General features: G+C 39.1%; 26 protein-coding genes. 21 read left to right on the top strand and 5 right to left on the bottom strand.

The window, feature by feature from the left end:
- The first annotated feature begins 117 nt into the window (after positions 1 to 117).
- From PL8927_RS03780 to PL8927_RS03730, 11 genes are all read left to right on the top strand, one after another.
- Positions 118 to 1,515, top strand: coding sequence for an AAA family ATPase (locus PL8927_RS03780; protein ID WP_083617745.1), 1,398 nt, complete (start codon positions 118 to 120; stop codon positions 1,513 to 1,515).
- A gap of 216 nt (positions 1,516 to 1,731) precedes the next feature.
- The gene (locus PL8927_RS03775) at positions 1,732 to 2,085 is read left to right on the top strand and encodes a hypothetical protein (protein ID WP_156093086.1); all 354 of its coding nucleotides are present in this window, start codon (positions 1,732 to 1,734) and stop codon (positions 2,083 to 2,085) included.
- Between the two features lie 294 nt (positions 2,086 to 2,379).
- A complete protein-coding gene (locus tag PL8927_RS03770; protein ID WP_083617742.1) occupies positions 2,380 to 4,893 on the top strand; it encodes a PAS domain-containing hybrid sensor histidine kinase/response regulator in 2,514 nt (837 codons plus the stop codon).
- Between the two features lie 238 nt (positions 4,894 to 5,131).
- A complete protein-coding gene (locus tag PL8927_RS03765) occupies positions 5,132 to 5,374 on the top strand; it encodes a type II toxin-antitoxin system Phd/YefM family antitoxin (RefSeq protein ID WP_083617740.1) in 243 nt (80 codons plus the stop codon).
- On the top strand, positions 5,371 to 5,757 hold the full coding sequence (locus PL8927_RS03760) for a type II toxin-antitoxin system VapC family toxin (RefSeq protein WP_083617738.1): 387 nt from the start codon (positions 5,371 to 5,373) through the stop codon (positions 5,755 to 5,757). The genes PL8927_RS03765 and PL8927_RS03760 overlap by 4 nt, the downstream gene beginning before the upstream one ends.
- A 147-nt stretch (positions 5,758 to 5,904) precedes the next feature.
- Positions 5,905 to 6,135: a hypothetical protein gene (locus tag PL8927_RS03755; protein ID WP_083617736.1), complete on the top strand. Its 231-nt coding sequence runs from the start codon at positions 5,905 to 5,907 to the stop codon at positions 6,133 to 6,135.
- Positions 6,128 to 6,250 (top strand): PIN domain-containing protein, encoded by a 123-nt coding sequence (locus tag PL8927_RS28790; protein ID WP_269322003.1) that lies wholly within the window; start codon positions 6,128 to 6,130, stop codon positions 6,248 to 6,250. The genes PL8927_RS03755 and PL8927_RS28790 overlap by 8 nt, the downstream gene beginning before the upstream one ends.
- A gap of 39 nt (positions 6,251 to 6,289) precedes the next feature.
- Positions 6,290 to 6,514 (top strand): DUF433 domain-containing protein, encoded by a 225-nt coding sequence (locus PL8927_RS03745; RefSeq protein WP_026797007.1) that lies wholly within the window; start codon positions 6,290 to 6,292, stop codon positions 6,512 to 6,514.
- 3 nt (positions 6,515 to 6,517) lie between these two features.
- Entirely contained in the window at positions 6,518 to 6,877 is a 360-nt protein-coding gene (locus PL8927_RS03740; RefSeq protein WP_083617734.1) for a DUF5615 family PIN-like protein, read from the top strand.
- 154 nt (positions 6,878 to 7,031) lie between these two features.
- Positions 7,032 to 7,247 carry a hypothetical protein gene (locus tag PL8927_RS03735; protein WP_026788659.1) on the top strand — a complete coding sequence of 72 codons (216 nt, stop codon included), beginning with the start codon at positions 7,032 to 7,034 and terminating at the stop codon, positions 7,245 to 7,247.
- Positions 7,235 to 7,678 (top strand): type II toxin-antitoxin system VapC family toxin, encoded by a 444-nt coding sequence (locus PL8927_RS03730; RefSeq protein ID WP_083617733.1) that lies wholly within the window; start codon positions 7,235 to 7,237, stop codon positions 7,676 to 7,678. Before PL8927_RS03735 ends, PL8927_RS03730 begins: the two co-directional genes overlap by 13 nt.
- Here PL8927_RS03730 and PL8927_RS03725 read toward each other — a convergent pair.
- Positions 7,652 to 7,825: a hypothetical protein gene (locus PL8927_RS03725; protein ID WP_156093085.1), complete on the bottom strand. Its 174-nt coding sequence runs from the start codon at positions 7,823 to 7,825 to the stop codon at positions 7,652 to 7,654. The two genes, PL8927_RS03730 and PL8927_RS03725, sit on opposite strands and share 27 nt — an antisense overlap.
- Positions 7,826 to 7,999: 174 nt before the next feature.
- On the opposite strand from PL8927_RS03725, the gene PL8927_RS03720 reads away from it, so the two are divergent.
- A complete protein-coding gene (locus PL8927_RS03720) occupies positions 8,000 to 8,218 on the top strand; it encodes a hypothetical protein (protein WP_027255377.1) in 219 nt (72 codons plus the stop codon).
- Entirely contained in the window at positions 8,211 to 8,603 is a 393-nt protein-coding gene (locus PL8927_RS03715) for a pepsin/retropepsin-like aspartic protease family protein (protein ID WP_083617731.1), read from the top strand. The genes PL8927_RS03720 and PL8927_RS03715 overlap by 8 nt, the downstream gene beginning before the upstream one ends.
- Positions 8,604 to 8,851: 248 nt before the next feature.
- Here PL8927_RS03715 and PL8927_RS03710 read toward each other — a convergent pair whose 3' ends face one another.
- On the bottom strand, positions 8,852 to 11,101 hold the full coding sequence (locus PL8927_RS03710) for a dynamin family protein (protein WP_083617729.1): 2,250 nt from the start codon (positions 11,099 to 11,101) through the stop codon (positions 8,852 to 8,854).
- A 279-nt stretch (positions 11,102 to 11,380) separates the two neighbouring features.
- On the opposite strand from PL8927_RS03710, the gene PL8927_RS03705 reads away from it, so the two are divergent.
- The 5 genes from PL8927_RS03705 to PL8927_RS27915 all read left to right on the top strand — a co-directional run bounded on the left by PL8927_RS03705 (position 11,381) and on the right by PL8927_RS27915 (position 16,178).
- Positions 11,381 to 12,763 carry an ATP-binding protein gene (locus tag PL8927_RS03705; protein ID WP_083617726.1) on the top strand — a complete coding sequence of 461 codons (1,383 nt, stop codon included), beginning with the start codon at positions 11,381 to 11,383 and terminating at the stop codon, positions 12,761 to 12,763.
- A gap of 315 nt (positions 12,764 to 13,078) precedes the next feature.
- Positions 13,079 to 13,465 (top strand): DUF2358 domain-containing protein, encoded by a 387-nt coding sequence (locus PL8927_RS03700; protein WP_083617724.1) that lies wholly within the window; start codon positions 13,079 to 13,081, stop codon positions 13,463 to 13,465.
- A 38-nt stretch (positions 13,466 to 13,503) separates the two neighbouring features.
- Positions 13,504 to 14,691 (top strand): TRC40/GET3/ArsA family transport-energizing ATPase, encoded by a 1,188-nt coding sequence (locus tag PL8927_RS03695; RefSeq protein ID WP_083617722.1) that lies wholly within the window; start codon positions 13,504 to 13,506, stop codon positions 14,689 to 14,691.
- A 327-nt stretch (positions 14,692 to 15,018) separates the two neighbouring features.
- Positions 15,019 to 15,756 carry a Panacea domain-containing protein gene (locus PL8927_RS28355; protein ID WP_231505900.1) on the top strand — a complete coding sequence of 246 codons (738 nt, stop codon included), beginning with the start codon at positions 15,019 to 15,021 and terminating at the stop codon, positions 15,754 to 15,756.
- A 2-nt stretch (positions 15,757 to 15,758) separates the two neighbouring features.
- Complete coding sequence (locus PL8927_RS27915; protein ID WP_083617721.1) at positions 15,759 to 16,178, top strand: hypothetical protein; 420 nt, start codon at positions 15,759 to 15,761, stop codon at positions 16,176 to 16,178.
- Between the two features lie 190 nt (positions 16,179 to 16,368).
- Here the strand turns inward: PL8927_RS27915 and PL8927_RS03680 are convergent, their stop codons facing one another.
- Positions 16,369 to 17,163 carry an inositol monophosphatase family protein gene (locus PL8927_RS03680; RefSeq protein ID WP_083617719.1) on the bottom strand — a complete coding sequence of 265 codons (795 nt, stop codon included), beginning with the start codon at positions 17,161 to 17,163 and terminating at the stop codon, positions 16,369 to 16,371.
- A gap of 216 nt (positions 17,164 to 17,379) precedes the next feature.
- Here PL8927_RS03680 and PL8927_RS03675 point away from each other — a divergent pair, with 216 nt between their 5' ends.
- Together PL8927_RS03675 and PL8927_RS03670 are read left to right on the top strand one after the other, a co-directional pair.
- A complete protein-coding gene (locus PL8927_RS03675) occupies positions 17,380 to 18,666 on the top strand; it encodes a DUF389 domain-containing protein (RefSeq protein WP_083617717.1) in 1,287 nt (428 codons plus the stop codon).
- Between the two features lie 35 nt (positions 18,667 to 18,701).
- A complete protein-coding gene (locus tag PL8927_RS03670) occupies positions 18,702 to 20,078 on the top strand; it encodes an Nramp family divalent metal transporter (protein ID WP_083617715.1) in 1,377 nt (458 codons plus the stop codon).
- Positions 20,079 to 20,169: 91 nt separating this feature from the next.
- On the opposite strand, the gene PL8927_RS03665 is transcribed toward PL8927_RS03670, so the two are convergent.
- Both PL8927_RS03665 and PL8927_RS03660 read right to left on the bottom strand, forming a co-directional pair.
- Complete coding sequence (locus PL8927_RS03665) at positions 20,170 to 21,486, bottom strand: DUF2254 domain-containing protein (protein ID WP_083617714.1); 1,317 nt, start codon at positions 21,484 to 21,486, stop codon at positions 20,170 to 20,172.
- 307 nt (positions 21,487 to 21,793) lie between these two features.
- Positions 21,794 to 22,114: an inositol monophosphatase family protein gene (locus PL8927_RS03660; RefSeq protein ID WP_083617712.1), complete on the bottom strand. Its 321-nt coding sequence runs from the start codon at positions 22,112 to 22,114 to the stop codon at positions 21,794 to 21,796.
- Positions 22,115 to 22,178: 64 nt separating this feature from the next.
- Between PL8927_RS03660 and ndhM the strand changes: the two genes are divergently transcribed.
- Positions 22,179 to 22,511, top strand: a complete 333-nt coding sequence (gene ndhM, locus PL8927_RS03655) for an NAD(P)H-quinone oxidoreductase subunit M (protein ID WP_083617709.1) — start codon at positions 22,179 to 22,181, stop codon at positions 22,509 to 22,511.
- Positions 22,512 to 22,536 lie beyond the last annotated feature (25 nt).

The raw sequence follows: 22,536 nt of genomic DNA, 5'->3' as shown, positions 1-22,536 counted from the left end.
AATTCTACGAGGGGGATTCTATCTAAATAAGCAGATCATCCCCTGAAGTCTAAGTCTTATTAACGAAACATTTGTACTTTGGCATGATACAATATTAATAATGTTTAATTAATTATTATGAAAATTAAAATCAAAAATCTAGGTATCATTGAGCAAGCTGAAATTAACCTAAAGCCTTTAACTGTTTTTATCGGTGAAAACAATACAGGTAAAACCTGGACAGCTTATCTTTTAGCTGCTATTTTTGGCGTTGAAGCGTATAAGGAATATTTAGAAACACAGTTAGATCTAAAAAATGAAGTTAATTATCCTCCCTTAGAAACAGCAGTTAAACAATTAATAGAGGAAGGAAATGCTCAACTTGATTTAGTGAATTTTTCTCAAGAGTATCTGGAAAAATATATTAATGGAGTAGCTGATTTAGCTGCATCGTTGATGAATGAATTCATGTGTAGTCAACGAATTAGTTTTGATAACCTTGATGTCAAAATAGAATTAGGTAAATCTGCTAATCACTATTTTGCGAAAATTGGTAATGCTGCTATAGAAAGCAAAATTTCCGCGAGCAAAAGAAGTAAAAAAGGTTTACTTAATGCAGTTAAAGAAAGCAACAATAATCGGGTTTACTTTTATTCAGGAAACGAATCTGACATTTTGCAAAAGTTACCTGAGAAAGTAATTAGAGAGTTTATTTATGAGGTTGTTTTTCAAACTATTCATCGTTCTTTCTATGGATATACCTATCCTTTTCCCACTGAAAGAACAACGTTTATCACGCTTCCTTTATTTAATAAAATCCAGAAAGAAAAAGTTTTTACGGTTGCAGATGCTAATGAAATTACCAATGATCTGAAGAATGAGACTCCCATTAATGCAGTTCAGCGTTTTATATTCACTATGCTTACAGCTTCTCAAAAAAATTTTACAGAACGTGAAAAAGAAATTAAGGATAAACCAAAAATCCAAAAATATATCAATTTAGCTAAGTTATTAGAACAAGATATTTTAAAAGGTAAGGTTGATTTTGAACCTTCAGAACTTCGTCGAGAACTCCTGTTTCAAACTTCTAATGAGATGAAGTTAGAAATGCCCATTGTTTCATCTATGGTCAAAGAACTGGCCCCACTTGTTCTGTGTCTTCGTTATTTAGTTGAACCGGATGAATGGTTGATTATTGACGAGCCGGAAATGAATTTACATCCCTCAGCGCAGGTGGAAATGATTGAATTTTTAGCCATGCTTGTTCAAGCAGGTTTAAATGTTTTAATTACAACCCACAGTCCTTATATTGTTGATCATTTATCCAATTTAATGAGAGCAGCAAAACGGGATGACCAAGAAGCGATTAAAGAGAGGTTTTATTTAGGAAATATAGAAGCATTTATTTCTCAGGAGAAAGTAGGTGTTTATTTATTTAAAGATAGAACAGCAAAAAATATTTTGAATGAGGAAGGATTTATTGATTGGGAAACATTTAGTAATGTTTCTGATGATATTTCCCATATCTTTTCCTAAATTTATTAGTTTTTAAAAAAATTTACCAGACTTGACTAGAATATGTGTTTTAATATCCTACTATTATCTGAGTGCTTTTTACCTGGGAAAACTTCATGTGAGGATGAAGGTGTTTCAGTTAGTTTAAAACCAGAAAATGGAGAAACTGTTCTCTTTTTTTCAATCGATAATTCTAGCTGTCAATTAAGAAACATATTAGGATTAAATCAACCTAATATGGCTATTTGCGATTCTTTGGTATTTTATGCTAAAAATCAAGAAAGAATTATCTGTTTTGTAGAATTAAAACGCAGTGGTGATTTATCACGAGCAACGGAACAGGTTATTAATACCTATAATCACTTTAATACTTTTCTACAAAAAACTGGCGAAAATTTCAATTTTACTTTTACGCCGAAGGCATTTTTAAAACTAGAGGGTTCTGTTCCCCAAGAATATCAAAGGTATAAAGATAGGTTAAGAAAAACCTTTGGGGAAGATAATTATGATCATAATGGAAAAAGTACGGATTTCGGTAATTTTCTCCGAGGTATTCCTCGAAAATCCAAAGGTAAACGCAAGAAATCTTAAGGTCAAATGACGGTTTATCCCCCTTCTACCGATCTCCGAAAACAAAAATAAAAGGTAATGTTTTAAACTCAATTACGGTTTGATTGTAAACCGCGCTACAAAAAAAGTTAATGATATAATAGGAGAATTGTGATATATTAATTATTCAACTATTAACTGATACAGGGAAGTTCTATGAGTTTCTGCTGAACCAACCCCATCCTTAATCAACCCGCCCCTACGACTACAACTTATAATCAAAACCCCAAACCTAACACCCAACACCGGAAACCCAAAACTACAGGAGTAACAATCGTGAATCAAGGGGGAAAGATATCTCAATTTGAAGATATCTTGGCGAAAGGTGGTGAAATCGGTAAGCTATTATCTGCTATTGATTGGAACGTAACCTCTCTGGGCAGTATCTCGACTTGGCCGCAGAGTTTACGCACCGCTTTAAATATTAGCCTGACATCTCCCTTGCCCATGATTGTGTTTTGGGGTGAGAATTGGGTTCAACTGTATAACGATGCTTACCGTCTATTATTGGGGATTGTTGAGCCGAAACGGAGTTTAGGACAACCTGCGTCTGAAATGGAGGGAGAATTGTGCAACTGTATTAACCCCTGTCTTCAGACCGTATTAACAACGGGAGAAACCACCCAAATCCTCAACCAACCGCTACAAATTGAACGGAATGGGGATGTTAAAACCCGTTATTTCTCCTTTATCTATAGTCCAATTTGGACAGAAACCGGAAGTATTGGCGGTATTTTTACAACGGTGACGGAAACGACTTTAGAACTTGTTAATATACCTTCTCAGGAAGATACAGAACGAAAAGACCTTTTACAACAATTAGAAACCGAACGCTCCCGACTTGAAGCCGTATTGCAACAAATGCCTGCGGGGGTATTACTAGCCGATGGAAAATCCGGTCAACTGGTGTTAGCAAATAAACAGGTAAGTCAAATTATTGGCTATTCCTACGAGACAGAATCGAAACTTGAAGAATATGATCAAATCGTAGATTTCGAGGGTTTTCGTGCCAATGGTCAACGCTACGCACCGGAGGAATGGCCCTTAATGCGATCGCTTTCCACCGGAGAAATTGTTACCGCCGAGGAAATCCGGTTAGAACGGACTGATGGGAGCGAAGTCTTGATTTCCGTCAATTCTGCCCCTATTCGAGATCAACACGGCGAGATTGTGGCGGTTGTTGCTATTTTTCAGGATATTACAGAAGCGAAACGCTTAGAAGATGCTCTAAGATTGAGTGAAGCCAAGTTTAACCGTTTAGTTGATGCCAATATTATTGGGGTGATTGTTTGCACTTTAGACAAAATTGTGGAAGCCAATGATATGTTTTTACAGATGGTCGGTTATACCCGTGAACAATTGATTGCGGGTGAAATTAGTTGGCTGAATTTAACTCCGGCTGAATATCTTGATCTTGATGAACAAGGAATAGAAGATCTCCGCAATACCGGAAAATGTACACCCTTTGAAAAGGAATATATTCACTCGTCGGGAAGTCGGATTCCAATTTTACTAGGGGCAACTTTATTAGAAGAAAATCCCCTGACTTGTCTTTGCTTTGTCTTAGATTTGACCGAACTCAAACAAACTGAAATTGAACGGGAAGAACTGCTAAAACGGGAACGAACCGCACGGGAAGAAGCAGAGGCAGCAAATCGGATTAAGGATGAGTTTTTGGCGGTTTTGTCCCATGAGTTGCGATCGCCTTTAAATCCGATTTTAGGATGGGCAAGTTTATTGCGGGCGGGTAAGATGAATGAGGAAACAACCCATCGGGCGTTAGAAATTATTGAACGCAATGCTAAGTTACAGGCGCAACTAATTGAGGATTTGTTAGATGTTTCTCGGATTTTGCGCGGAAAGTTGGCGTTAAGCACGTTTCCGGTGCATTTGGAAAATGCGATTCATGCAGCCTTGGAGACGGTACAATTAGCCGCAGATGCCAAAGAAATTGGGCTTTATACACACCTAGAACCCAATGTCCGCCCAGTTTTAGGGGATTTAGGCCGTTTACAACAAATTATTTGGAATCTGGTTTCCAATGCGGTCAAATTCACCGAGCCAGGGGGCCGGGTGGACATCTATTTAGAAACGGTGAATAACCAGGGTCAAGTCAGGGTTCAGGATACGGGTCAAGGAATTCCATTGGATTTTCTACCCCATGTTTTTGAGTATTTTCGGCAAGCCGATAGTACCACCACTCGGCAGTTTGGGGGGTTGGGACTGGGGTTAGCGATTGTTCGGTATTTAACAGAGTTACATGGGGGAATGGTTTGGGCTGAAAGTCTAGGGGAAGGACAGGGAGCGACGTTTACGGTGAGATTACCTTTAATGATGGATGGGGAGGAGACGGATTTTGATGGGGAATTGATCATAGATGTGATTGATTTAACGGGGATTAAAATTCTAGCGATTGATGATGAAGCAGATATGCGGGAGTTAGTGGCATTTTCGTTAGAAGAAGCGGGGGCTTGTGTGCAGTTAGCGGCTTCGGCTCAAGAGACTTTATTATTATTAAATGAATCCTTACCCGATGTGATCATTTGTGATATTGGAATGCCAGAGGTGAATGGTTATATGTTGATGAGTGAAATTAGAAGCAAACCTTTAGAAAAAGGAGGAAAAATTCCCGCGATCGCCTTAACTGCTTATGCCGGAGAAACAAATCACAAAAAAGCCCTGGCTGCTGGATTTCAAATGCACTTATCTAAACCTGTTGAACCGGATAAATTAGTAGAAGCGATCGCCAAATTATTAAAACAAAGTCAATTAAGAATGTGCGATCGCTAATATCCAACACCTGATAATATTCTGATCTAGGACATTTACCTATTAAAATAATAACATCAACATCTGTCCACAACAGTCCTCAATCGGTACAAGTCACCCAACAACCCCAACTAACCCTAACTCAATCGCAGTCTTTGCTTCTCTCCATCCTAAATTGCTATAATAACAGTCAGCCCAAAAATCTTAATCAAGAATCTATTTAGAAAGGGCTATAATAGTAATAATAGGGTAACTTAATATGACCACAGTTCAAAAAATAGTAGATATCAGTGTAGCACAAATGAGTGTACAAGAATTATTACACCTGGTTGATGAAGGGACAGAGATTTTACTGACAGATGGTAATAACCCGTTGGCTCGTCTAGTTCCTATTTCTCAACAAAATGTACCTCGAATAGCCGGACTACACCAGGGAGAAATATGGACAAGTAATGATTTTGATGCACCATTACCCGAAGAATTTTGGACAACAGGTGGATGAAATTATTATTTGATACTCATACTTTTATTTGGTGGGATAGTCAGCCCAATAAACTATCACAAACAGCTTTGGCACTGTTGCAAGACAGATCAAGTATTTTGTTACTTAGTGTGGTCAGTATTTGGGAGATACAAATTAAGTTACAGGTAGGTAAACTAACACTAAATCGAGCTTTACTAGAAATTATTGAAAGTCAGCAAAAAATTAATCAAATAGAAGTGCTACCTGTGAACCTGGATCATGTTTTAGCATTGGATAGTTTGCCACTTATTCATAAAGATCCTTTTGATCGTTTGTTGGTTGCACAAGCGAATGTAGAAAATGCTGCCTTAGTTAGCGGCGATCCAATTGTTGCCCAATATCCAGTCAATGTTAATTGGTAAGTAACTTAACCTGATTGCTTTTCCTTTTCAGTAAAGTGTATTGAAGAGAAGGGCGATCGCATTTTTGAAAATGAAGTGCGATCGCATTTCCCTCTATCCTAAATTGCTATAATAACAATCAACCCAAAAATCTCAACATCAAGCATAATGTCTACTTATAGCGAGGTACTGAGTCAGGCTCAAAATCTCACTCCTGACGAGCAACAACAACTTTTAGAAGTATTGTTAGCATTGATGCGCGATCGGGTAACAACCCAAACTCAGGGTAGCCGTGAAAGATTACCCGGAAAAAATTTAAAGAGATGGCGCGGTTTTTTGCCGTATCGTGTCGATGCTTTGGAATTCCAGTTGCAAATTCGAGAAGAATGGGATGATTAATAAATATCTTCTCGATACCAACATCTTGATTTACTACTTTAATGATGGGTCAGAAGTTCAGTCTATATTTGATGAAATTGAAGTTGAAAAAGACAAGTTGCGATCGCCAATCTAATGAGTTAAAATAAAAAAGACATATAACTCTGTAGTCAACATGGACAGGATATCGGTCAACCCTCAAATCCACTTCGGTAAGCCTTGCATAGCAGGTACCCGCATCACTATTCAGAGTGTTCTCGAATTGCTAAATGAAGGACTTTCTTTTGCAGAAATTATCCGAGACTACTATCCCGATTTGCAAGTAGAGGATATTAGAGCGTGTCTACAGTATGCGATCGCACTGGTGGCGGCTGAAGATGTGCATTTGGCATTAGCTTAAATTATGAAGTTTCTGATAGACCAAGATGTATACGCTGTCACCACAAAATTTTTGATTGATGCAGGACATGATGTAATTGTTGTCGCTCAAATGGGTCTAGCGCAAGCAAGTGATGAAGAAATACTCAGAGTAGCGCAAGCAGAAAATCGCATCCTGGTTACGCGAGACAGAGATTACGGAAATCTTGTTTTTGTGAGGGCGATCGCAACAGGTGTGATTTACCTTCGAGTTTTACCTAAAACGGTGAATGGAGTTCATAACGAACTCGCAAGAGTTATAGAAAATTATTCTGAAGTAGAACTAAAAGGGGCATTTGTGGTTGTAGAAGCTGATGGATATCGGTTTAGAAAACCGCTTGCATAGGGAGTTAATTAATTTGGTGTTGGAAAGGGCGATCACATTTTGGAGAAGATAGAAATGTGCGATCGCCCGATCGGAAAATTAAGGGCGATCGCTTTTCCCTCTATCCTAAATTGCTATAATAACAATCAACCCAAAAATCTCAACATCAAGCATAATGTCTACTTACAGTGCGGTATTGACTCAGGTTCTGAGACTTTCACCAGATGAGCAACTGCGACTTATCTCTGAATTATTAGTATATGTTCGTCACCGATTTCAGCCTAAACCTAAACGGAGTATTTTAGAATTAGAAGGATTGGGTGAGGAAATTTGGCATGGAATTGATGCTCAAGAATATGTGAATCACGAACGAAATTCATGGAATGGATAGCTCAGTTACAAGGAAAAGTTGTGGGATTAGACACCGCGCCTTTGATTTACTTTATGGAGAAAAATCCAAACTATTTAGAGATGATGAGACTTTTCTTTAAATCGTTCGATCTCGGTGATTTTAGGCTGGTGACATCAACACTAACACTCGTAGAAGTGCTAGTTCATCCCCTGCGACAGAAAAACACTATTTTGGCTCAAAAATATCGTGAAATATTGCTCAATCAAGAAAGTTTAACTGTGGTTGAATTAACTCCAGATATTGCTGAAAAAGCAGCACAACTGAGAGCAACTTATAATTTGCGATCGCCCGATGCTATTCAAATGGCTACAGCTATCTGTGAGGGTGCTTCATTTTTTTTGACAAATGATGCCCGGTTGCCTTCTTTACCGGAGTTAACGGTTTTAGTGTTGGAGAATTTGAGAATTTGAGGAAGTATTTTTAGAAGGGGAAAGAAAGGCGATCGCATTTTTGGGGAAGATAAAGGCGATCGCCCAGAAGCGGGAAAAAAGACGCTTGGTGCGATCGCCTTCTTCTCTGTACTTGTGGATCTGTTCCAAAATTGGGTCTTTGTACATCGCTACTCTCCTAGTGCAATAAGGCAGAAGGCAGACAGCAGAAGGCAGAAGGGAAGAAACCTGGTATATTCAGCTTTTTGCCTTTTTTCAAGTGGTGGGTTATTTCTGCCAAGCTGCACTAGAGGCTCAATCGCTTATGATAAATGTATTACCATAAGTCTGGGAGTTTAAACCATGTCTCTCGCTGAGTTAATTCCTTTGGTGAACAATCTGAGCCAGTCAGACAAATTATCTCTCTTCAAACTCCTAGCTGTGCAAATCCCAAAGGCTGAACTACAAGTTATTTTTTCTGCATCAGAGTATCCGGTTTGGTCGCCCTACGACGCAACGGAAGCTGCAAACATTCTGATGCAGATGATTCGGGATGACCAAGAGGCATCTACTCATGCCTAGTACAATCGAGTTTCCCTTTTCTGACGATGAAGCATTACCCACGATTCCCATCACTCTGAGTCATGCAGGCTTTTCTGTCTCCGCGAATGCACTGCTAGATACTGGGTCTGCGGTCAACCTATTACCTTATGACATAGGGCTGCAATTGGGTGCAATTTGGGAGGAACAAACTGTCCGCTTGCCATTGACTGGAAATCTTGCAAGGGTTGAGGCGCGGGGTGTATTTGTGTATGTTCAAATTGGGAATCTGGAACCAGTTCGTCTAGCATTTGCCTGGGCACAATCCTCTCAGATGCCCTTAATTCTTGGGCAAACGAACTTCTTTCGAGAATTTGATGTTTGTTTTCAGAGATCGCGATGCACGATCGAGATTATCCGCTTCTAATAAGCGTCGATGTCGATAAACCATCTGAAGCGAGATCGCACTTCAGATGGTTTTTGTTATTATAGCTCTGCTCGCTGGATAGCAAGGTGCGATGCCCAAAAGCGTGAAAAAAGGTAAGGTGCGATTTTGGGAAAATAAGAGTGCGATTGCATTTTGGAGAAGATAGAAATGTGCGATCGCTAATATCTAATACCTCATCAATTGTTATTTTGGTTGTTTTTTGTGACGAGAACGCCTTGTATTTTTAACTAACATTCTCCCTGTATTGTCCAGGGAATGTCGGCGAAAAAATCTCTCAGTACCTCCAGTTTTTTAATAATTTCCTCAATACGCTCTCTTGACTGAGTTTCAGGAGAAACGAGTTCGCGCTGATTCTCAAGATAGTCTTTCCAGGCAGTTTCTACTGCTTCAGCACCTTTTTCAAAAGCTGTAGCTGTATCTTGCCAATACTGTTTGTTTCCTGTTAGTAACTTTCCACAAATATCCTGTTCTTCAAAGTATTTAACAATTTGTTTTGCTAAACGACTTTGCCAAGCTTCTCCAAATAAGCCAAATATTAAGGAAGCCAGTCCAGCAGCTAAAGCGATTCCTAGAACGATCGGGCCACCGATGACAGCAATAAAGGAAATTACTGCTGCGGTTCCGCCACCAATACTAATACCAAGTGCTGACAAAAGACTGACTAATTTTGCTACCAAAATATAGCCACCAAGGTTGCCAAGACCTGCTGCCCAAGCTGCTAAAGCACCATAAGCACCTAATCCGGCTATTCCACCTAAAAAAGCTCCTTTTGTATCGAAGGGAATAGAGACTTTTATCCCATCTTTTGTGGTAAGTTTAAGCTCTGGGTATCCTTCTAAATAATCATCTATTTCAGCTTTTAATTTTTCTGAATTGGTGCTGATCAAAGTTTCCAAATTACTTTGTAACAGATCTACCAGATAACCAGCAACATATTCTTGCGCTTCCTTCTTGTTGTTATATTTCTTGCGGATAGTTTGCTCAATAGAATTTACATTGATTATTGATTCTGCATACTTCTGAAATGATTTTTCGGTATCTTCTCCTAACTCCTTGATGCGTTTTCTAACATAATTGCGCTTTTGCTGCATATCTTTTTGACGGGCAGGTTCATTAGCCTCGGCTTCTTTAAGGACGTTTCGAGACTCTTCTATATTGGCAAGAGTTTGCTGATATTGCTCAATTTGTTCAGCACATTGTTTTTGATTATCATTTTTGATGGCATTAATTTCTCGATCAACTTGACACTGGATTGATTCAGGATAATACTCAGCAAGTAGTTTAGTTAACTCATCAAATAAACGTTGACAGCGATCAGGTCTTTCTGTCCAGAAGGTAAAAAATTGCTTTCGCACATCATCCAGGGTAATCTCCCGATTTGTTGCCTCCCTGCGCTTCTGTATTGCGGTTTCATTGAGGTGATTATAAAGTCTGGCGGAGGCATTATTTAGAATATTAGGAAGATCAGTATTAGAAATACTTGGATCGGCGTGTGTCGCCACAATAAACAGATTACCTAGAGTCGGAAAATTTTGAGATTCATTTTCTGGAGTAGGTAATAAACGCAGTAAATTTGTAAGTCGGGGCATATCTTGACCATTAATGTGACCTTTTGCAAGCGAAGTATAGATCAAGATATCTGCAATTTGAGTTGCGCTATTAGCTTTGTCAACATCTTTTGAAATTTCATCAGGTTGATCAGAATAACCTGGGAGATCGATCAAGTTGCAAGCTTTTAGTAATGGCGAGTCAAGATAAACGATCGCTGTATGACCTGCGATCTCGGTTTTATTATTATCATATTTGTGCACACCATATTTTTCGAGAATATCGAAGGAGCCAGAATACAAACGATGCTTTTCACAATGTTTGCGATTGTCTAAGAGTTTTAAATCAATTGTATGTTTACCATATTTATCTAGCCAAAAATCCTCATCAATAATCCAAACATCGGAATTAAACCAATGGGGACGATTCCCAAGATGACGAATTATTGTAATCAGTTTTGTAGCAGGCTGATAGCTTTCAGGCAAATTTTTACTGCCTAAAATACTATTTGCTAGATGGGATTTTCCTGTGTCAAATCCTCCTGTTAAAACAACATTAGGTTTTTGATAATAGTCCTGAATTTGTGTTAAAACATCATCAGGTAGAGGTAGCTTCGGATTCGTTGGAAATTCAAATTCATCCAAAGGTGGAGTTTCATTGATGTATTGATTGAGTAAATTTAGCCTCCGATAAAGTTCAGCATAAGGAAAACCAGGTTCAATTCCTTGGAGTGGTGGCGTTTCTTCTGACATCGCGGTTGCGAGATCAACCCCTAAAACTTGTAACCATTTCATGGCCAGCCCCATTGAAACTTTTGCCGGAAACTTCTCGCCCAGCCTAACATTATCAACAGAAATTCTGAGCCGACTAGCAACTTCTTCTTGGCTCATACCCTGTTGTTCACGATATTGTCGGAAATTAATATTCATAATATTCTCATTAAGGATATTTCCCTATTGCAATAATAACCTCAACATCTGTCCACAAACTCCCTTTTTATCCTTGACTATTTCAAATTTAATCTTTTAATGTTCATTTGGTTTGCTTGAGGCATGACCATAGCGCCCGTATAGCAGTAAACACTCCTATCCTAAAGCAAGTGATCGCTACTTTGCCGTATGAAAAGTACGGAATTTCGTCACCCAGTCAAAGTACGAAAGTATGAAAAGTATGGTATAATATGTTTAAATCTAGTATTTATTAGGTGTATGGATATTGCGGAAATCTTAGAACTGGCAGAGGATATAGTATTTTCAAAAACCGGAAAACATTTAGATCGTTTGCAAAAAACTGTATTAAAAGGCACTGTCCAAGGTCAAACTTACCTAGAAATTGCTAAGAATAATGGTTTTAGTGAAAGTCATGTCAAAAACGTCGGACATGAATTATGGCATCTTCTGTCATCAGCATTAGGTCAAAAAGTTACCAAATCTAATTTTAGCTCTATATTTAAAAATTTAAAAAACAATAATAAATTTATCGTTTCAGGAGTTTGTCAAAATAATTCAACATTCAATAATATTAACATTTTTACATCTGAAGAGCAATCGCCCACATCTCCCCAAAACTACCAACAAACTCCTAAACAACCCTACATAGACTTAGGCGACGCACCCGAAATATTCAGCTTTTTCGATCGCACTTCTGAACTCTCCACTCTCGAAAATTGGATAACACAAGATCGTACACGCTTAATCGCACTTCTAGGAATCAGTGGTATTGGCAAAACCACCCTTGCCCTTTGCCTAATTGACCCAATCAAAACCCAATTTGATTACATTATCTATCGAAGTCTGCGCTTTTCTCCAACCTTAGAACAATATCTTTCCAAAATCCTAAAAATTTTCTCCGAATTATCAGAAATACCCCAAAATATCGAAACCCAAATTTCCCAAACTCTCGATTATCTGCGAAAATACCGATGTCTAATTATTCTCGATGACGTGCAGGCACTTTTTAGCAGTAATCAACTTGCTGGACACTATAAATCAGGTTATGAAGATTATCAGTTATTTTTTAAACAAATCACCGAAGTTAATCATAATAGTTGTTTTCTATTAGTTAGTTCAGAAAAACTCAGGGAAATTGCCGAATTAGAAAAATCAAATTCCCCTATTCATTCTTTAGTTTTAGGGAGTTTAGGTCTAGGCGCGAAAGAGATTTTAAGCTCATATCAATTATTAGAATCCGAAACCTGGGAAACCCTAATTAATATCTATCAAGGCAACCCCCTCTGGTTAAATATAACTGCTGCCCTGATTCGAGAATTATTTAGCTGTAAAGTCGCTGATTTTTTACAATATGATATGCCCGTTTTAGATGAATCATTACAATCGCGTTTAGAGCAACTATTGGGAAGATTAACAGAGGAAGAAATTGCGGTAATTACTCAGCTTGCCCAAGAAACAGAAGGGGTTCTCCTATCAGAAATATTAAACAAAATAAAATTATCTAATTCCGACTTAATTAATGTGATAAAATCTCTGTGTATGCGATTTTTATTGGAGACACAAGAGCGGGAAAAAATAACTTTTTTTACTTTAAATCCGGTGGTGGCGCAATATGTGAAAACCAGGCAAAAGCACTATTAATTGCGAATATAGATGGTGCGTGCGCTTGCGCTTACGCACCCTACGGTTATTTCAATTTATTCCCTCGTTCCCAGGCTCCAGCCTGGGAATGCTATGATTGAGGCTCCGCCTCTATTATTGACGAGTGGCAGAGCCACCGTTTTAGTATTTCTAGGTAGAACCTAGAAACGAGGAATTGGCATAAATTAATCGGTTTTGGGTTATAATAAAATATAGTGATTTTTGATCGCACAAACCTATATTAGAGTCAGCGTCCGCCGTTTGATAGGAAACTGTATAAATGGTGCGTGCGCTGCGCTTACACACCCTACGATTATGAATATTATTGAGATTATTAAACAAGATTATCAACAATTTCCTGATAATCAAAGCTATGATATTTATGCTGATAACGTTTATTTTAAAGACCCGATGAATCAATTTAACGGGTTAAAACGCTATCAAAAAATGATTGGATTTATGAAAACTTGGTTTTTAGAGATTCAACTGGATTTACATAATATTACTCAAATTGATAATTTAATTGAAACCCGTTGGACACTGAGTTGGACAACACCCCTCCCCTGGAAACCCAGAATTTCTATCCCTGGACGGAGTGAACTCAAATTAAACGCCCATAACTTGATTGAAAGCCATATCGACTATTGGGACTGTTCCCGCTTGGACGTGGTGAAACAGTTATTCTTGATGAAAACCCGCTAAAGTTAAAGAATGTAAACTAATTTTAAGTTTAAAACCGTATGCGCGTAATTTTAATGACGGGTAAAGGTGGCGTGGGTAAAACCTCCGTTGCGGCTGCAACAGGGCTACGCTGTGCGGAGTTGGGGCATAAAACCCTAGTCTTGAGTACCGACCCCGCTCACTCCCTCGCCGACAGCTTTGATATGCCCTTGGGACACGAACCCCGTCTCGTCCGCCCTAACCTTTGGGGTGCGGAATTGGACGCCCTGATGGAACTCGAAGGCAACTGGGGAGCGGTGAAACGCTATATTAGTCAGGTGTTACAGGCGCGAGGACTTGATGGAGTCCAGGCGGAAGAATTGGCGATTTTACCGGGAATGGACGAAATTTTTGGTTTGGTGCGGATGAAGCGCCATTATGATGAGGGAGATTTTGATGTTTTAATTATTGATTCTGCCCCAACGGGAACCGCGTTGAGACTATTAAGTTTACCGGAAGTGGGCGGTTGGTATATGAGAAAATTTTATAAACCGTTACAAGGGATGTCGGTAGCCTTGCGTCCTTTGTTTGAACCGATTTTTAAACCTTTGACGGGGTTTTCTTTACCCGATAAAGAAGTGATGGACGCGCCCTATGACTTTTATGAAAAAATTGAAGCCTTAGAAAAAGTGTTAACGGATAATACGCAAACCTCGGTGCGTTTAGTTACGAACCCTGAAAAAATGGTAATTAAGGAATCTTTACGCGCCCATGCTTATTTAAGTTTGTATAATGTTTCTACGGATTTAGTGATTGCAAATCGGATTATTCCTGAAGAAGTGACTGATCCTTTTTTCAAAAAATGGAAAGAAAGTCAACAACAATATCGTCAAGAAATTCATGATAATTTCTCGCCCTTACCTGTTAAGGAAGTACCGTTATTTTCTGAGGAATTATGTGGGCTTGAAGCTTTAGAACGGTTGAAAGAAACGTTATATGGAGATGAAGATCCTAGTCAAGTTTACTATAAGGAAAATACAGTTCGGGTGGTGGAAGATAAAAATGAATATACGTTGGAATTGTATTTACCTGGAATTCCAAAAGAACAAATTCAACTCAATAAAACCGGAGATGAACTCAATATTAGAATTGGTAATCATCGCCGCAATTTAGTGTTACCCCAAGCTTTAGCGATGTTGCAACCTTCCGGGGCAAAAATGGAAGATGATTATTTGAAAATTAAGTTTGCTAATGGGGTGAAGGTGTAAATTTTAGAAACCCGGTTTCTTAGACAATAAGTAGGTAGGCGTAATTAAGCGTAAAATGTAAAACGCTATAAGTCTCTCTGTAGAAAGAATTCACGTTTTCAGGTTTAACGTTTATTTATGACCACCTACTTACCTTTGCCAAAAACATTATTCAATTAGAAATAAAGTTTTGTAAATTTAAGCGAATGAGGTGTTTTTACAGGAATTAGCGCGACGTGTTGCGGTCGTCAAGATGACTTCATTAATGATCAGAATGAGTTATAATAAAAAACATGGTATCCTAAGATTAAACTACAATTTTAACAAATTAAATATTAGAACTAGCTTATGATTTCTGAATTTCCAGAACACCTAGAGGAAGAAAAACCAGAGTTAACCGAACCGATTGTTAAACCTCACAGACAATCTAATCCGCTATCATTAACCGAACCTTACAAACTATCTAATCGCTCATGGTCAGCCGAACCTTACAAACCATCTAATCTCCCATCGTTAACCGAAACTTATAAACCCTCTAATCGCTCATTGTTAACCGAAACTTATAAACCCTCTAATCGCCCATCTCCTTCTAACGTGATTGTTGACGAAGATCCTGAACTAGATGCTAGAAAAGGATTGTCTGAAACTGAAGGGTCTAATGCTTTAGATATAGCTAAATACTTGATTACCCTGGCTTCTCCTGAAGAAGAAGATTTAATGACTAATCTAAGACTTCAGAAATTGCTTTACTATGCTCAAGGTTTTCATTTAGCTCTATTTGGGAAACGCCTATTTACTGAAAAAATAGAAGCTTGGCAATATGGGCCTGTTGTGCCTGATGTTTACCGAATATACAAGCAATATGGATCAAATCCTCTTCCACAACCTGACGATTTTAATATAGATCAATATAGTCAAGAAACACAAGAATTATTAGATGAAGTTTATGAAGTCTATGGACAATACACGGCTCCAATACTTAAGCGTTTTACTCATCAAGAACCCCCCTATAAAGAAACTGATCTTAATGCAGAGATATCCCTTGATTTGATGAAGGCATATTTTGAGACTCAACTGCTGAAGTAGTCATGGCAAAGATGAAGGGTAAAGACCCTAAAAAAGGAAAACGCATTGCTCCACCTCCACCTTTGCCAAGTACCCAAAATTACGATTTAGAACCTCCTGTTTTCTGTTTTCGATATCTTGATAAAACACACGGCTTAGATAGTTGTGATCAAGATGAAAAAGCAGCTTTGGTATCTACATTGTACAAACTCAGTCAGTTATCTTGGAGGGAACTTCGTCGTGCACCTCGTCATGGACTTGGGTATGAAATCATTGATCGTAACAGTTTTGGTGTTTCTATTCCCAAACATATTACAGAAGATGTCAAGCTGATCGCATTCCGATTTAGTGGTTTAAAACCAATGGTTGGTTATCGGGATGAAGCAATTTTTCGGATTATATGGCTAGATAGATCTTTTAAAGTGTACGATCACGGAGGTTAAGGAATAAAAATCTTTTCTTGACTCTGCCAATTGCCAGGAAAAAAGTCTCAGTTGATAGATTTTTAGGGATAACGAAAATAGAAGACGATTATTTGAAAATTAAGCTAATGGGGTGAAGGTGTAAATTTTACTAAACCTGAGAAATCCGGTTTCTATAAGGTGCGTGCGCGATCGCTTACGCACCCTACTTTTATGTTTTAATAAAGGGTTGAAATACTGATACTAATTCGGGTTGACTCACGACTAATGTAGGATAGGATTGAGTTGCATAATCTCGACCTATTTCTAAGGGGAAAGGTTCAGCAGAGAGGGGACACCAAACCGCGCCCGCCGCTTTAACAATTACCCAACTTCCGGCGATATCCCATATTTTAGGAGTGGCTTCAACGCCTCCTAATGTTGCCCCGACGGCGACGGTGAGGAAATTATAAGCCGCCATGCCTAACATCCGAATTTTACAAGGAATTTGGGGAGCGATCGCAATACTTCGAGAACAGAGGTTAAAAAAGTGATTAGAACTTAACGCATCAGAACTGGCGTGAATAGGTTGATTATTTAAAAAAGCTCCTTCTGAGCCAGTTAACCCCGATGAGCCGAACCAAAACCCGTGAAAGGTTTGGTTTAAAGGAGGTAAATGAATCAAACCAAATACGGGAGTTCCTTGATAAAGTAATCCTAAAGAAATCCCCCAAATGGGAATACCTCTGGCGAAATTAGTTGTCCCATCTAAAGGATCAATCACCCAACACCAGTCCGTATTCGGAAAAATATGTTCCGCTTCTTCAGTGATCATCCCATGATCAGGAAATGTTGTCGCAATGCGAGCACGAATTTCTTGATCGGCCCATTGGTCAGACCGGGTGACTAAACTACCATCGGCTTTTTCCGAGGCTTGGACTGTGCCGAAATCGAGGATTAACTGTTGTCCAACATCCTTAGCCGTTGTTGTGGCAAAATTCAAAATTTGATTCCAAAAATTACTCATGATTTCCTAAACTAATTTGATACTTTTACCATTTCACTACATTAAAGTCGTGGGATTCTCAATCTTATTGGGATCTTGATATCCTGTGCATGAGTTCCTACTCACAACTCGTTTACAATAACCTTGAGTTAACGCGAAAGCCATTAAATCTTCCTCTAGCTAGAGAACTAATTCCTTTGAGATTGATGAGATCAAGACAAAGGATCATTAGACAATATGCGCCAATTACTTGTACAAGTTCCCCGTGGGTGGGGTAAAACTGTTCTCGATATTGCTCAAGATAGCAAAGGTACAAATTTAGTTCAATTTGAAGCTTATAGCGATGAGCAACCCATTGATGTTGTGATCATTCATGTTTCTAATCAAAAAGTAGGAAAACTACTCGACCAGTTAGAAGCAATCGACAACTTACACATCACGATGTTTCCCCATGGGGTGATAGCCCTGAAACCTCCTGCTTCCGAAACGGCCCAACAAGTCACCGACGTACAGGAACGTAGTCCCATTGAGGTCTTTATTGGAGGTTTACAAAGTATTGGCTCCTGGCGGGGCTTTTTAGGCTATGCAGCAACGGCGGGTGTGGTGGTGTGGATTGGTTTATATACCAATAGGATTTATCTGCTCACGGCTGCTATGTTAATCGCCCCCTTCGCAGGGCCAGCGATGAATGTGGCGATCGCAACGGCTAAAGGAGACAAAATATTACTCAAGCGGTCTTTATTGCGTTATTTTGTTGCCTTACTGGTGACAATTTTAGTCGCGGCTTTCCTGAGTTTGATTTTTCAGCAACAAATTCCGACCAGCTTAATGGTCGAAAATAGCCAGATTTCCACCGTGAGTGTGCTGATTCCTATTGCGGCTGGAATCGCAGGTGCAGTCAATTTAATGCAATCGGAAAGAAGTAGTTTAGTCTCCGGTGCGGCAACCGGAATGTTAGTCGCTGCATCCTTAGCACCTCCGGCCGGATTAGTCGGAATGGCAGGGGCTATTGGTCGATGGGATATGAGTATTAACGGAATATTTTTGCTGCTGCTGCAACTGGTTGGAATTAATTTATCCGCCTCAATTATTTTCAGAATCTATGGTTTATCTTCTGACGGGGTGCGTTACCAACGGGGTCAAAAATGGTTATTTCCCACTTCCTTGATCGTTACCCTTGTAGGGCTCATTAGTTTATTAACTTGGCAATTATCGAGTTCTCCCGCATTGCAACGGTCTAGCCGTTCTCAACGGGCAACAGCCCAAATTCAAAAAGCGGTGAGTGAGAGTCAACTCGCAGAATTAATTGAAGCCAATGTACGTTTTACTCGTCCGAGTATTAACAATCAAAACACCTTACTGGGGGTCGTTTATGTGCAACGTCAATCGGGTGTCACCGCATCGGATCAAGAAATTCGTCAACGCCTCACCCAAAGCATTCAAAATCGTTTAGTTCAACAAGGGTTTAATGTCACCCCTTTGATTGATGTCAGCGTACTGAACTCTCCAGAGAATAGTCAATAAGGCTGAGAACTGAAAGCACTAAAAATGATTGAATTATGTCAACACAAACCGCCAAACCCCAAAACCAACAAAACAACCAACAAGTTCCCCAAGCACCCCAAGGTTGGGAATCTTTAAAGTGGTTAGGGCCGAGTTTTTTGTGGATGCTTTCAGCCGCCGGGTCGGGAGAATTATTATTTACACCTCGAATTGCGGCACTTTATGGCTATACGCTGTTATGGGCTTTGTTGGCGGCGGTGGTTCTCAAATGGTTTATTAATCGAGAAGTCGGACGTTTTTCGGTTTGTACAGGCGCAACCATTTTGGAAGGATTTAAAACCCTTCCTGGCCCTAAAAATTGGGCAATTTGGATCATTTTAGTGCCGCAAGTGGTGGTTGCGATTGCAACCGTAGCCGGATTAACCGGAGCAGCAGCAACAGCGTTAATTCTCGTAACCGGAGGAAGTGTTCAACTTTGGACACCGATTATTATTGCGGTAACGGCGGCTATTGTGTTTTTAGGACAGTATGAAAACGTCGAAAAAATTTCCTCTTATGTGGGAATAACCCGCACGATTGCTGTTGTTGCGGCTGCTATTTTTGTGTTTCCCAATTTAAGAAAATTATCGGCGGGTTTAGTCCCCCAAATTCCCAACAATGTACAGTATGAAGAAATTCTTCCTTGGTTGGGGTTTATGTTAGCGGGAGCCGCCGGATTAATGTGGTATTCCTATTGGGTAGAAGCCAGAGGATATGGAGCCGCCGGACTCAAACAAGAGGTGAATCCCAAACAAATTACCCCGGAAGAAATGAAACACCTGCAAGGTTGGAATCGATTAATGACGTTATCGAATACTTTAGCAGTGGTTGGGGCATTATTAGCCGCTTTATCATTCCTGATTTTAGGAGGAGAATTACTTTATCCCCAAGGGTTAGTTCCTCAAGAAAATCAAGTTGCTGAAGTCTTAGGGAATTTACTCGGTGATTTGTGGGGTTCTTTTGGATTTTGGTTTATGGTGGTGATCGTTTTTATAACATTTTGTAGCACAACTGTTTCCGTTCAAGATGGTTTTGGCAGAATGTTTGCGGATGGAACGAATATTCTTTTAAGCGGGTTTAATGTACAATCCGAGCGCTGGACAAACGAAAGATTTTTACGCAAAACCTACATTATTGTATTGCTTGCCATTTTACCCATCGCCATTTATTTAATTTTTGGAAAACCTATCGGATTACTTCAGTTAGCGGGAGGGATTGAAGCGGCTCACATTCCGATTGTAACTGGATTAACATTATACCTCAATCATCGCAAATTACCTCAAGAATTACGTCCCTCAAAATTAAGCTTGGGTGCTACTATAATCGCAGGTCTATTTTTTGCGGGATTTGCCATTATTTATCTGTTACAGTTAACAGGAATTATCGGTGCTTGAAGCTTTCAAGTTAAGGGCGAGGTATCCTTATCCTTGCCCCTACAATCAATTAATTAGATGTCACAGCAGTTGTACAATAGATTTAGACTGACTATAACTTCTCTAAAATATTAAAATAATACTTTTGGATATCCTGGCGATCGCTTTCTTCAGATAAAGCTTCCCGACTTCCTTGTTTAATCATTTCAGCATGGTGTAATAGTAGGTCTTTTTGACTTTGGTTTTGAACATGACTGGCAATAATAGCAATCGCTTGTAATAACCGAATGGTCACTCCTACCATCGATTGACTATACTGGCGAATTGGGTTAAAAACTGAATCGACTGCTTCTGAAAAGGTAACGGGACTCGCAATAACTCGTAATTTATTATCATCATCGTAACGATAAGGTGAGGGAATCTTTTTCTGAGCTAAATGACACAAGGCTGCACTTAATTGATCAATACAACGAATGGCTGTAAATGGATCATTAATCCCCGGAGATAACGCTCTGAGCGCAATTTCTACTAATTGATTGATACAAAATTTGATATCCTGTTGTTGAGTGCGTTGATAGCCAAAAACAATAGTTTTATGAATGTTTTTAGCAAGTTCTGGTGTCATTCTGTAGTCAGGGAAAACCCAGAGTAAATCGCTATTTTGTACGATAAATTCCCCAGGGTGAAACTTGATCGAGATCAGAAGATCGTTATCTTTTGCAAGCTGAATTAAACGATGTTGATTAATGGCTTGAATATAACCACTTTTTAAGGATTTAATTGAGCAAGAATGGGCATGAAAATCATCTAATATGCTTTGGGTAACGGGGGGATGATGGACGGATTCACCTTCCCCTATTTTTTCAGGAAATAACCGTTCAATCGCAGAATTTAAGTCTTGAGTAACGTCAGTAATCACGTTTTCGGCTTGAATCGAATTAGCAACATGATCAATAAAATAAATCAGAACAGCAATACTAGCAAGGGCTAATAAAACACTACAGGTAACTGATAAATGGGGTACAAATTCACTATCTTCTTGGGTTCTAATGGTTCGTAAGATTAATAAGCAATAAATAAACGTAGAAATAAACGTACCCAGAACCACTTGATTGCCGATATCCCGCATAAAGTTACGCAACAAACGGGGGCCAAATTGAGATGAAGCCAGCTGTAATGCGACAATTGTAATTGAGAAAGTTGTAACCGCGACAGTCATCATAGAACTAGCTATGGTAGACAGAATTGCTCTAGCTCCCTCTGGCCCACGAGTGTAAGTCCAACTAAATCGATCAATCACAATTACCTCTAATTCATCTAATGTAATTGTTGTGAAAGCTAACGTAATTACCAGACTTACCATTACTGTAGGTACAAACCAAAAGCTAGAACGCAGTGAATCCCAAACTAGGCTCAAATAAGTTTTCATGATTGTTGATTGGGTTTAGAAGGTTCGGGATAAAAGTAAACTTAAGGCAATTACAGAACCAAAACCTCGCCGTTTCATACTCGCTCTAAGCGATCGCATTCCTCGATTTAAACAAATCATAAACGGATTGCTATACTTGTTTTTAAGATGTTTCTATACAATTCATACCCCCGATATTGCTACAAAATTAGGGGTAAATAATCTATCCAAAGATATATATCGGAAGCTGACGTTCATTTAGTTCCAAAAGTAGGCACTAATATTATTGATAAAATCATTAATAAAGGGTTGAAATACTGATAATAATTCAGCTTGACTGACAACTAATGTAGGATAGGATTGAGTTCCATAACCCGTGAAAGGTTTGGTTTAAAGGATCAATCACCCAGCACCAGTCTGTATGAGGAAAAATGTGTTCCGCTTCTTCACTGATCACCCCATGCTCAGGAAAAGTTGTGGCGATGCGCGTGCGAATTTCTTGATCGGCCCATTGGTCAAAACGAGTGACTAAACTGCCATCGGCTTTTTCCGAGGCTTGGACAGTGCCAAAATCGAGGATTAACTGTTGTCCAACGTCGTTAGCGGTTGTTGATGCCAAGTTAAAAATTTGATCCCAAAAATTAGTCATTATTTCCTAGAGTAATGTCAAAATAAAAAACAATCCAGATAAAAACTATTCAGTTAAACCGCTTATGCTGTTGAAATCGACCACTCGCCATATCCATATTTATACGGCGGAAATTCAGAATGAAGAGTTAGTGGACAGCGAACAAGTCCTCACCTTGGATATTGATCCCGACAATGAATTTAACTGGAATGATCAAGCTTTGCAACAAATCTATCGTAAATTTGACGAATTAGTCGAAGTCTTTAATGGCGAAGACCTCACCGAATATAATTTACGTCGGATTGGATCAGATTTAGAGCATTTGGTGCGATCGCTGATCCAAGCAGGTGAAATTAGCTATAACCTTAACTGTCGGGCTGTGAACTATAGCATGGGATTACCGAGAGTCAGTAGTTAAGCCGTGGAACAGGCATCTTGCCTGT

Origin of the sequence: Planktothrix serta PCC 8927, assembly GCF_900010725.2 — a bacterium.
In the GTDB taxonomy this organism is placed as follows: Bacteria; Cyanobacteriota; Cyanobacteriia; order Cyanobacteriales; family Microcoleaceae; genus Planktothrix; species Planktothrix serta.
The sequence above is the reverse complement of the archived record's forward strand: the minus strand, read 5'-3'. Positions and strand labels throughout refer to the sequence as shown.

What these genes read in the sequence shown, in the direction of transcription:
- PL8927_RS03780 (WP_083617745.1), top strand. Translation starts at nt 118, where the DNA reads ATGAAAATTAAAATCAAAAATCTAGGTATCATTGAGCAAGCTGAAATT.
- PL8927_RS03775 (WP_156093086.1), top strand. Translation starts at nt 1,732, where the DNA reads ATGGCTATTTGCGATTCTTTGGTATTTTATGCTAAAAATCAAGAAAGA.
- PL8927_RS03765 (WP_083617740.1), top strand. Translation starts at nt 5,132, where the DNA reads ATGACCACAGTTCAAAAAATAGTAGATATCAGTGTAGCACAAATGAGT.
- PL8927_RS03760 (WP_083617738.1), top strand. Translation starts at nt 5,371, where the DNA reads ATGAAATTATTATTTGATACTCATACTTTTATTTGGTGGGATAGTCAG.
- PL8927_RS03755 (WP_083617736.1), top strand. Translation starts at nt 5,905, where the DNA reads ATGTCTACTTATAGCGAGGTACTGAGTCAGGCTCAAAATCTCACTCCT.
- PL8927_RS28790 (WP_269322003.1), top strand. Translation starts at nt 6,128, where the DNA reads ATGATTAATAAATATCTTCTCGATACCAACATCTTGATTTACTACTTT.
- PL8927_RS03745 (WP_026797007.1), top strand. Translation starts at nt 6,290, where the DNA reads ATGGACAGGATATCGGTCAACCCTCAAATCCACTTCGGTAAGCCTTGC.
- PL8927_RS03740 (WP_083617734.1), top strand. Translation starts at nt 6,518, where the DNA reads ATGAAGTTTCTGATAGACCAAGATGTATACGCTGTCACCACAAAATTT.
- PL8927_RS03735 (WP_026788659.1), top strand. Translation starts at nt 7,032, where the DNA reads ATGTCTACTTACAGTGCGGTATTGACTCAGGTTCTGAGACTTTCACCA.
- PL8927_RS03730 (WP_083617733.1), top strand. Translation starts at nt 7,235, where the DNA reads ATGGAATGGATAGCTCAGTTACAAGGAAAAGTTGTGGGATTAGACACC.
- PL8927_RS03725 (WP_156093085.1), bottom strand. Translation starts at nt 7,825, where the DNA reads ATGTACAAAGACCCAATTTTGGAACAGATCCACAAGTACAGAGAAGAA.
- PL8927_RS03720 (WP_027255377.1), top strand. Translation starts at nt 8,000, where the DNA reads ATGTCTCTCGCTGAGTTAATTCCTTTGGTGAACAATCTGAGCCAGTCA.
- PL8927_RS03715 (WP_083617731.1), top strand. Translation starts at nt 8,211, where the DNA reads ATGCCTAGTACAATCGAGTTTCCCTTTTCTGACGATGAAGCATTACCC.
- PL8927_RS03710 (WP_083617729.1), bottom strand. Translation starts at nt 11,101, where the DNA reads ATGAATATTAATTTCCGACAATATCGTGAACAACAGGGTATGAGCCAA.
- PL8927_RS03705 (WP_083617726.1), top strand. Translation starts at nt 11,381, where the DNA reads ATGGATATTGCGGAAATCTTAGAACTGGCAGAGGATATAGTATTTTCA.
- PL8927_RS03700 (WP_083617724.1), top strand. Translation starts at nt 13,079, where the DNA reads ATGAATATTATTGAGATTATTAAACAAGATTATCAACAATTTCCTGAT.
- PL8927_RS03695 (WP_083617722.1), top strand. Translation starts at nt 13,504, where the DNA reads ATGCGCGTAATTTTAATGACGGGTAAAGGTGGCGTGGGTAAAACCTCC.
- PL8927_RS28355 (WP_231505900.1), top strand. Translation starts at nt 15,019, where the DNA reads ATGATTTCTGAATTTCCAGAACACCTAGAGGAAGAAAAACCAGAGTTA.
- PL8927_RS27915 (WP_083617721.1), top strand. Translation starts at nt 15,759, where the DNA reads ATGGCAAAGATGAAGGGTAAAGACCCTAAAAAAGGAAAACGCATTGCT.
- PL8927_RS03680 (WP_083617719.1), bottom strand. Translation starts at nt 17,163, where the DNA reads ATGAGTAATTTTTGGAATCAAATTTTGAATTTTGCCACAACAACGGCT.
- PL8927_RS03675 (WP_083617717.1), top strand. Translation starts at nt 17,380, where the DNA reads ATGCGCCAATTACTTGTACAAGTTCCCCGTGGGTGGGGTAAAACTGTT.
- PL8927_RS03670 (WP_083617715.1), top strand. Translation starts at nt 18,702, where the DNA reads ATGTCAACACAAACCGCCAAACCCCAAAACCAACAAAACAACCAACAA.
- PL8927_RS03665 (WP_083617714.1), bottom strand. Translation starts at nt 21,486, where the DNA reads ATGAAAACTTATTTGAGCCTAGTTTGGGATTCACTGCGTTCTAGCTTT.
- PL8927_RS03660 (WP_083617712.1), bottom strand. Translation starts at nt 22,114, where the DNA reads ATGACTAATTTTTGGGATCAAATTTTTAACTTGGCATCAACAACCGCT.
- ndhM (WP_083617709.1), top strand. Translation starts at nt 22,179, where the DNA reads ATGCTGTTGAAATCGACCACTCGCCATATCCATATTTATACGGCGGAA.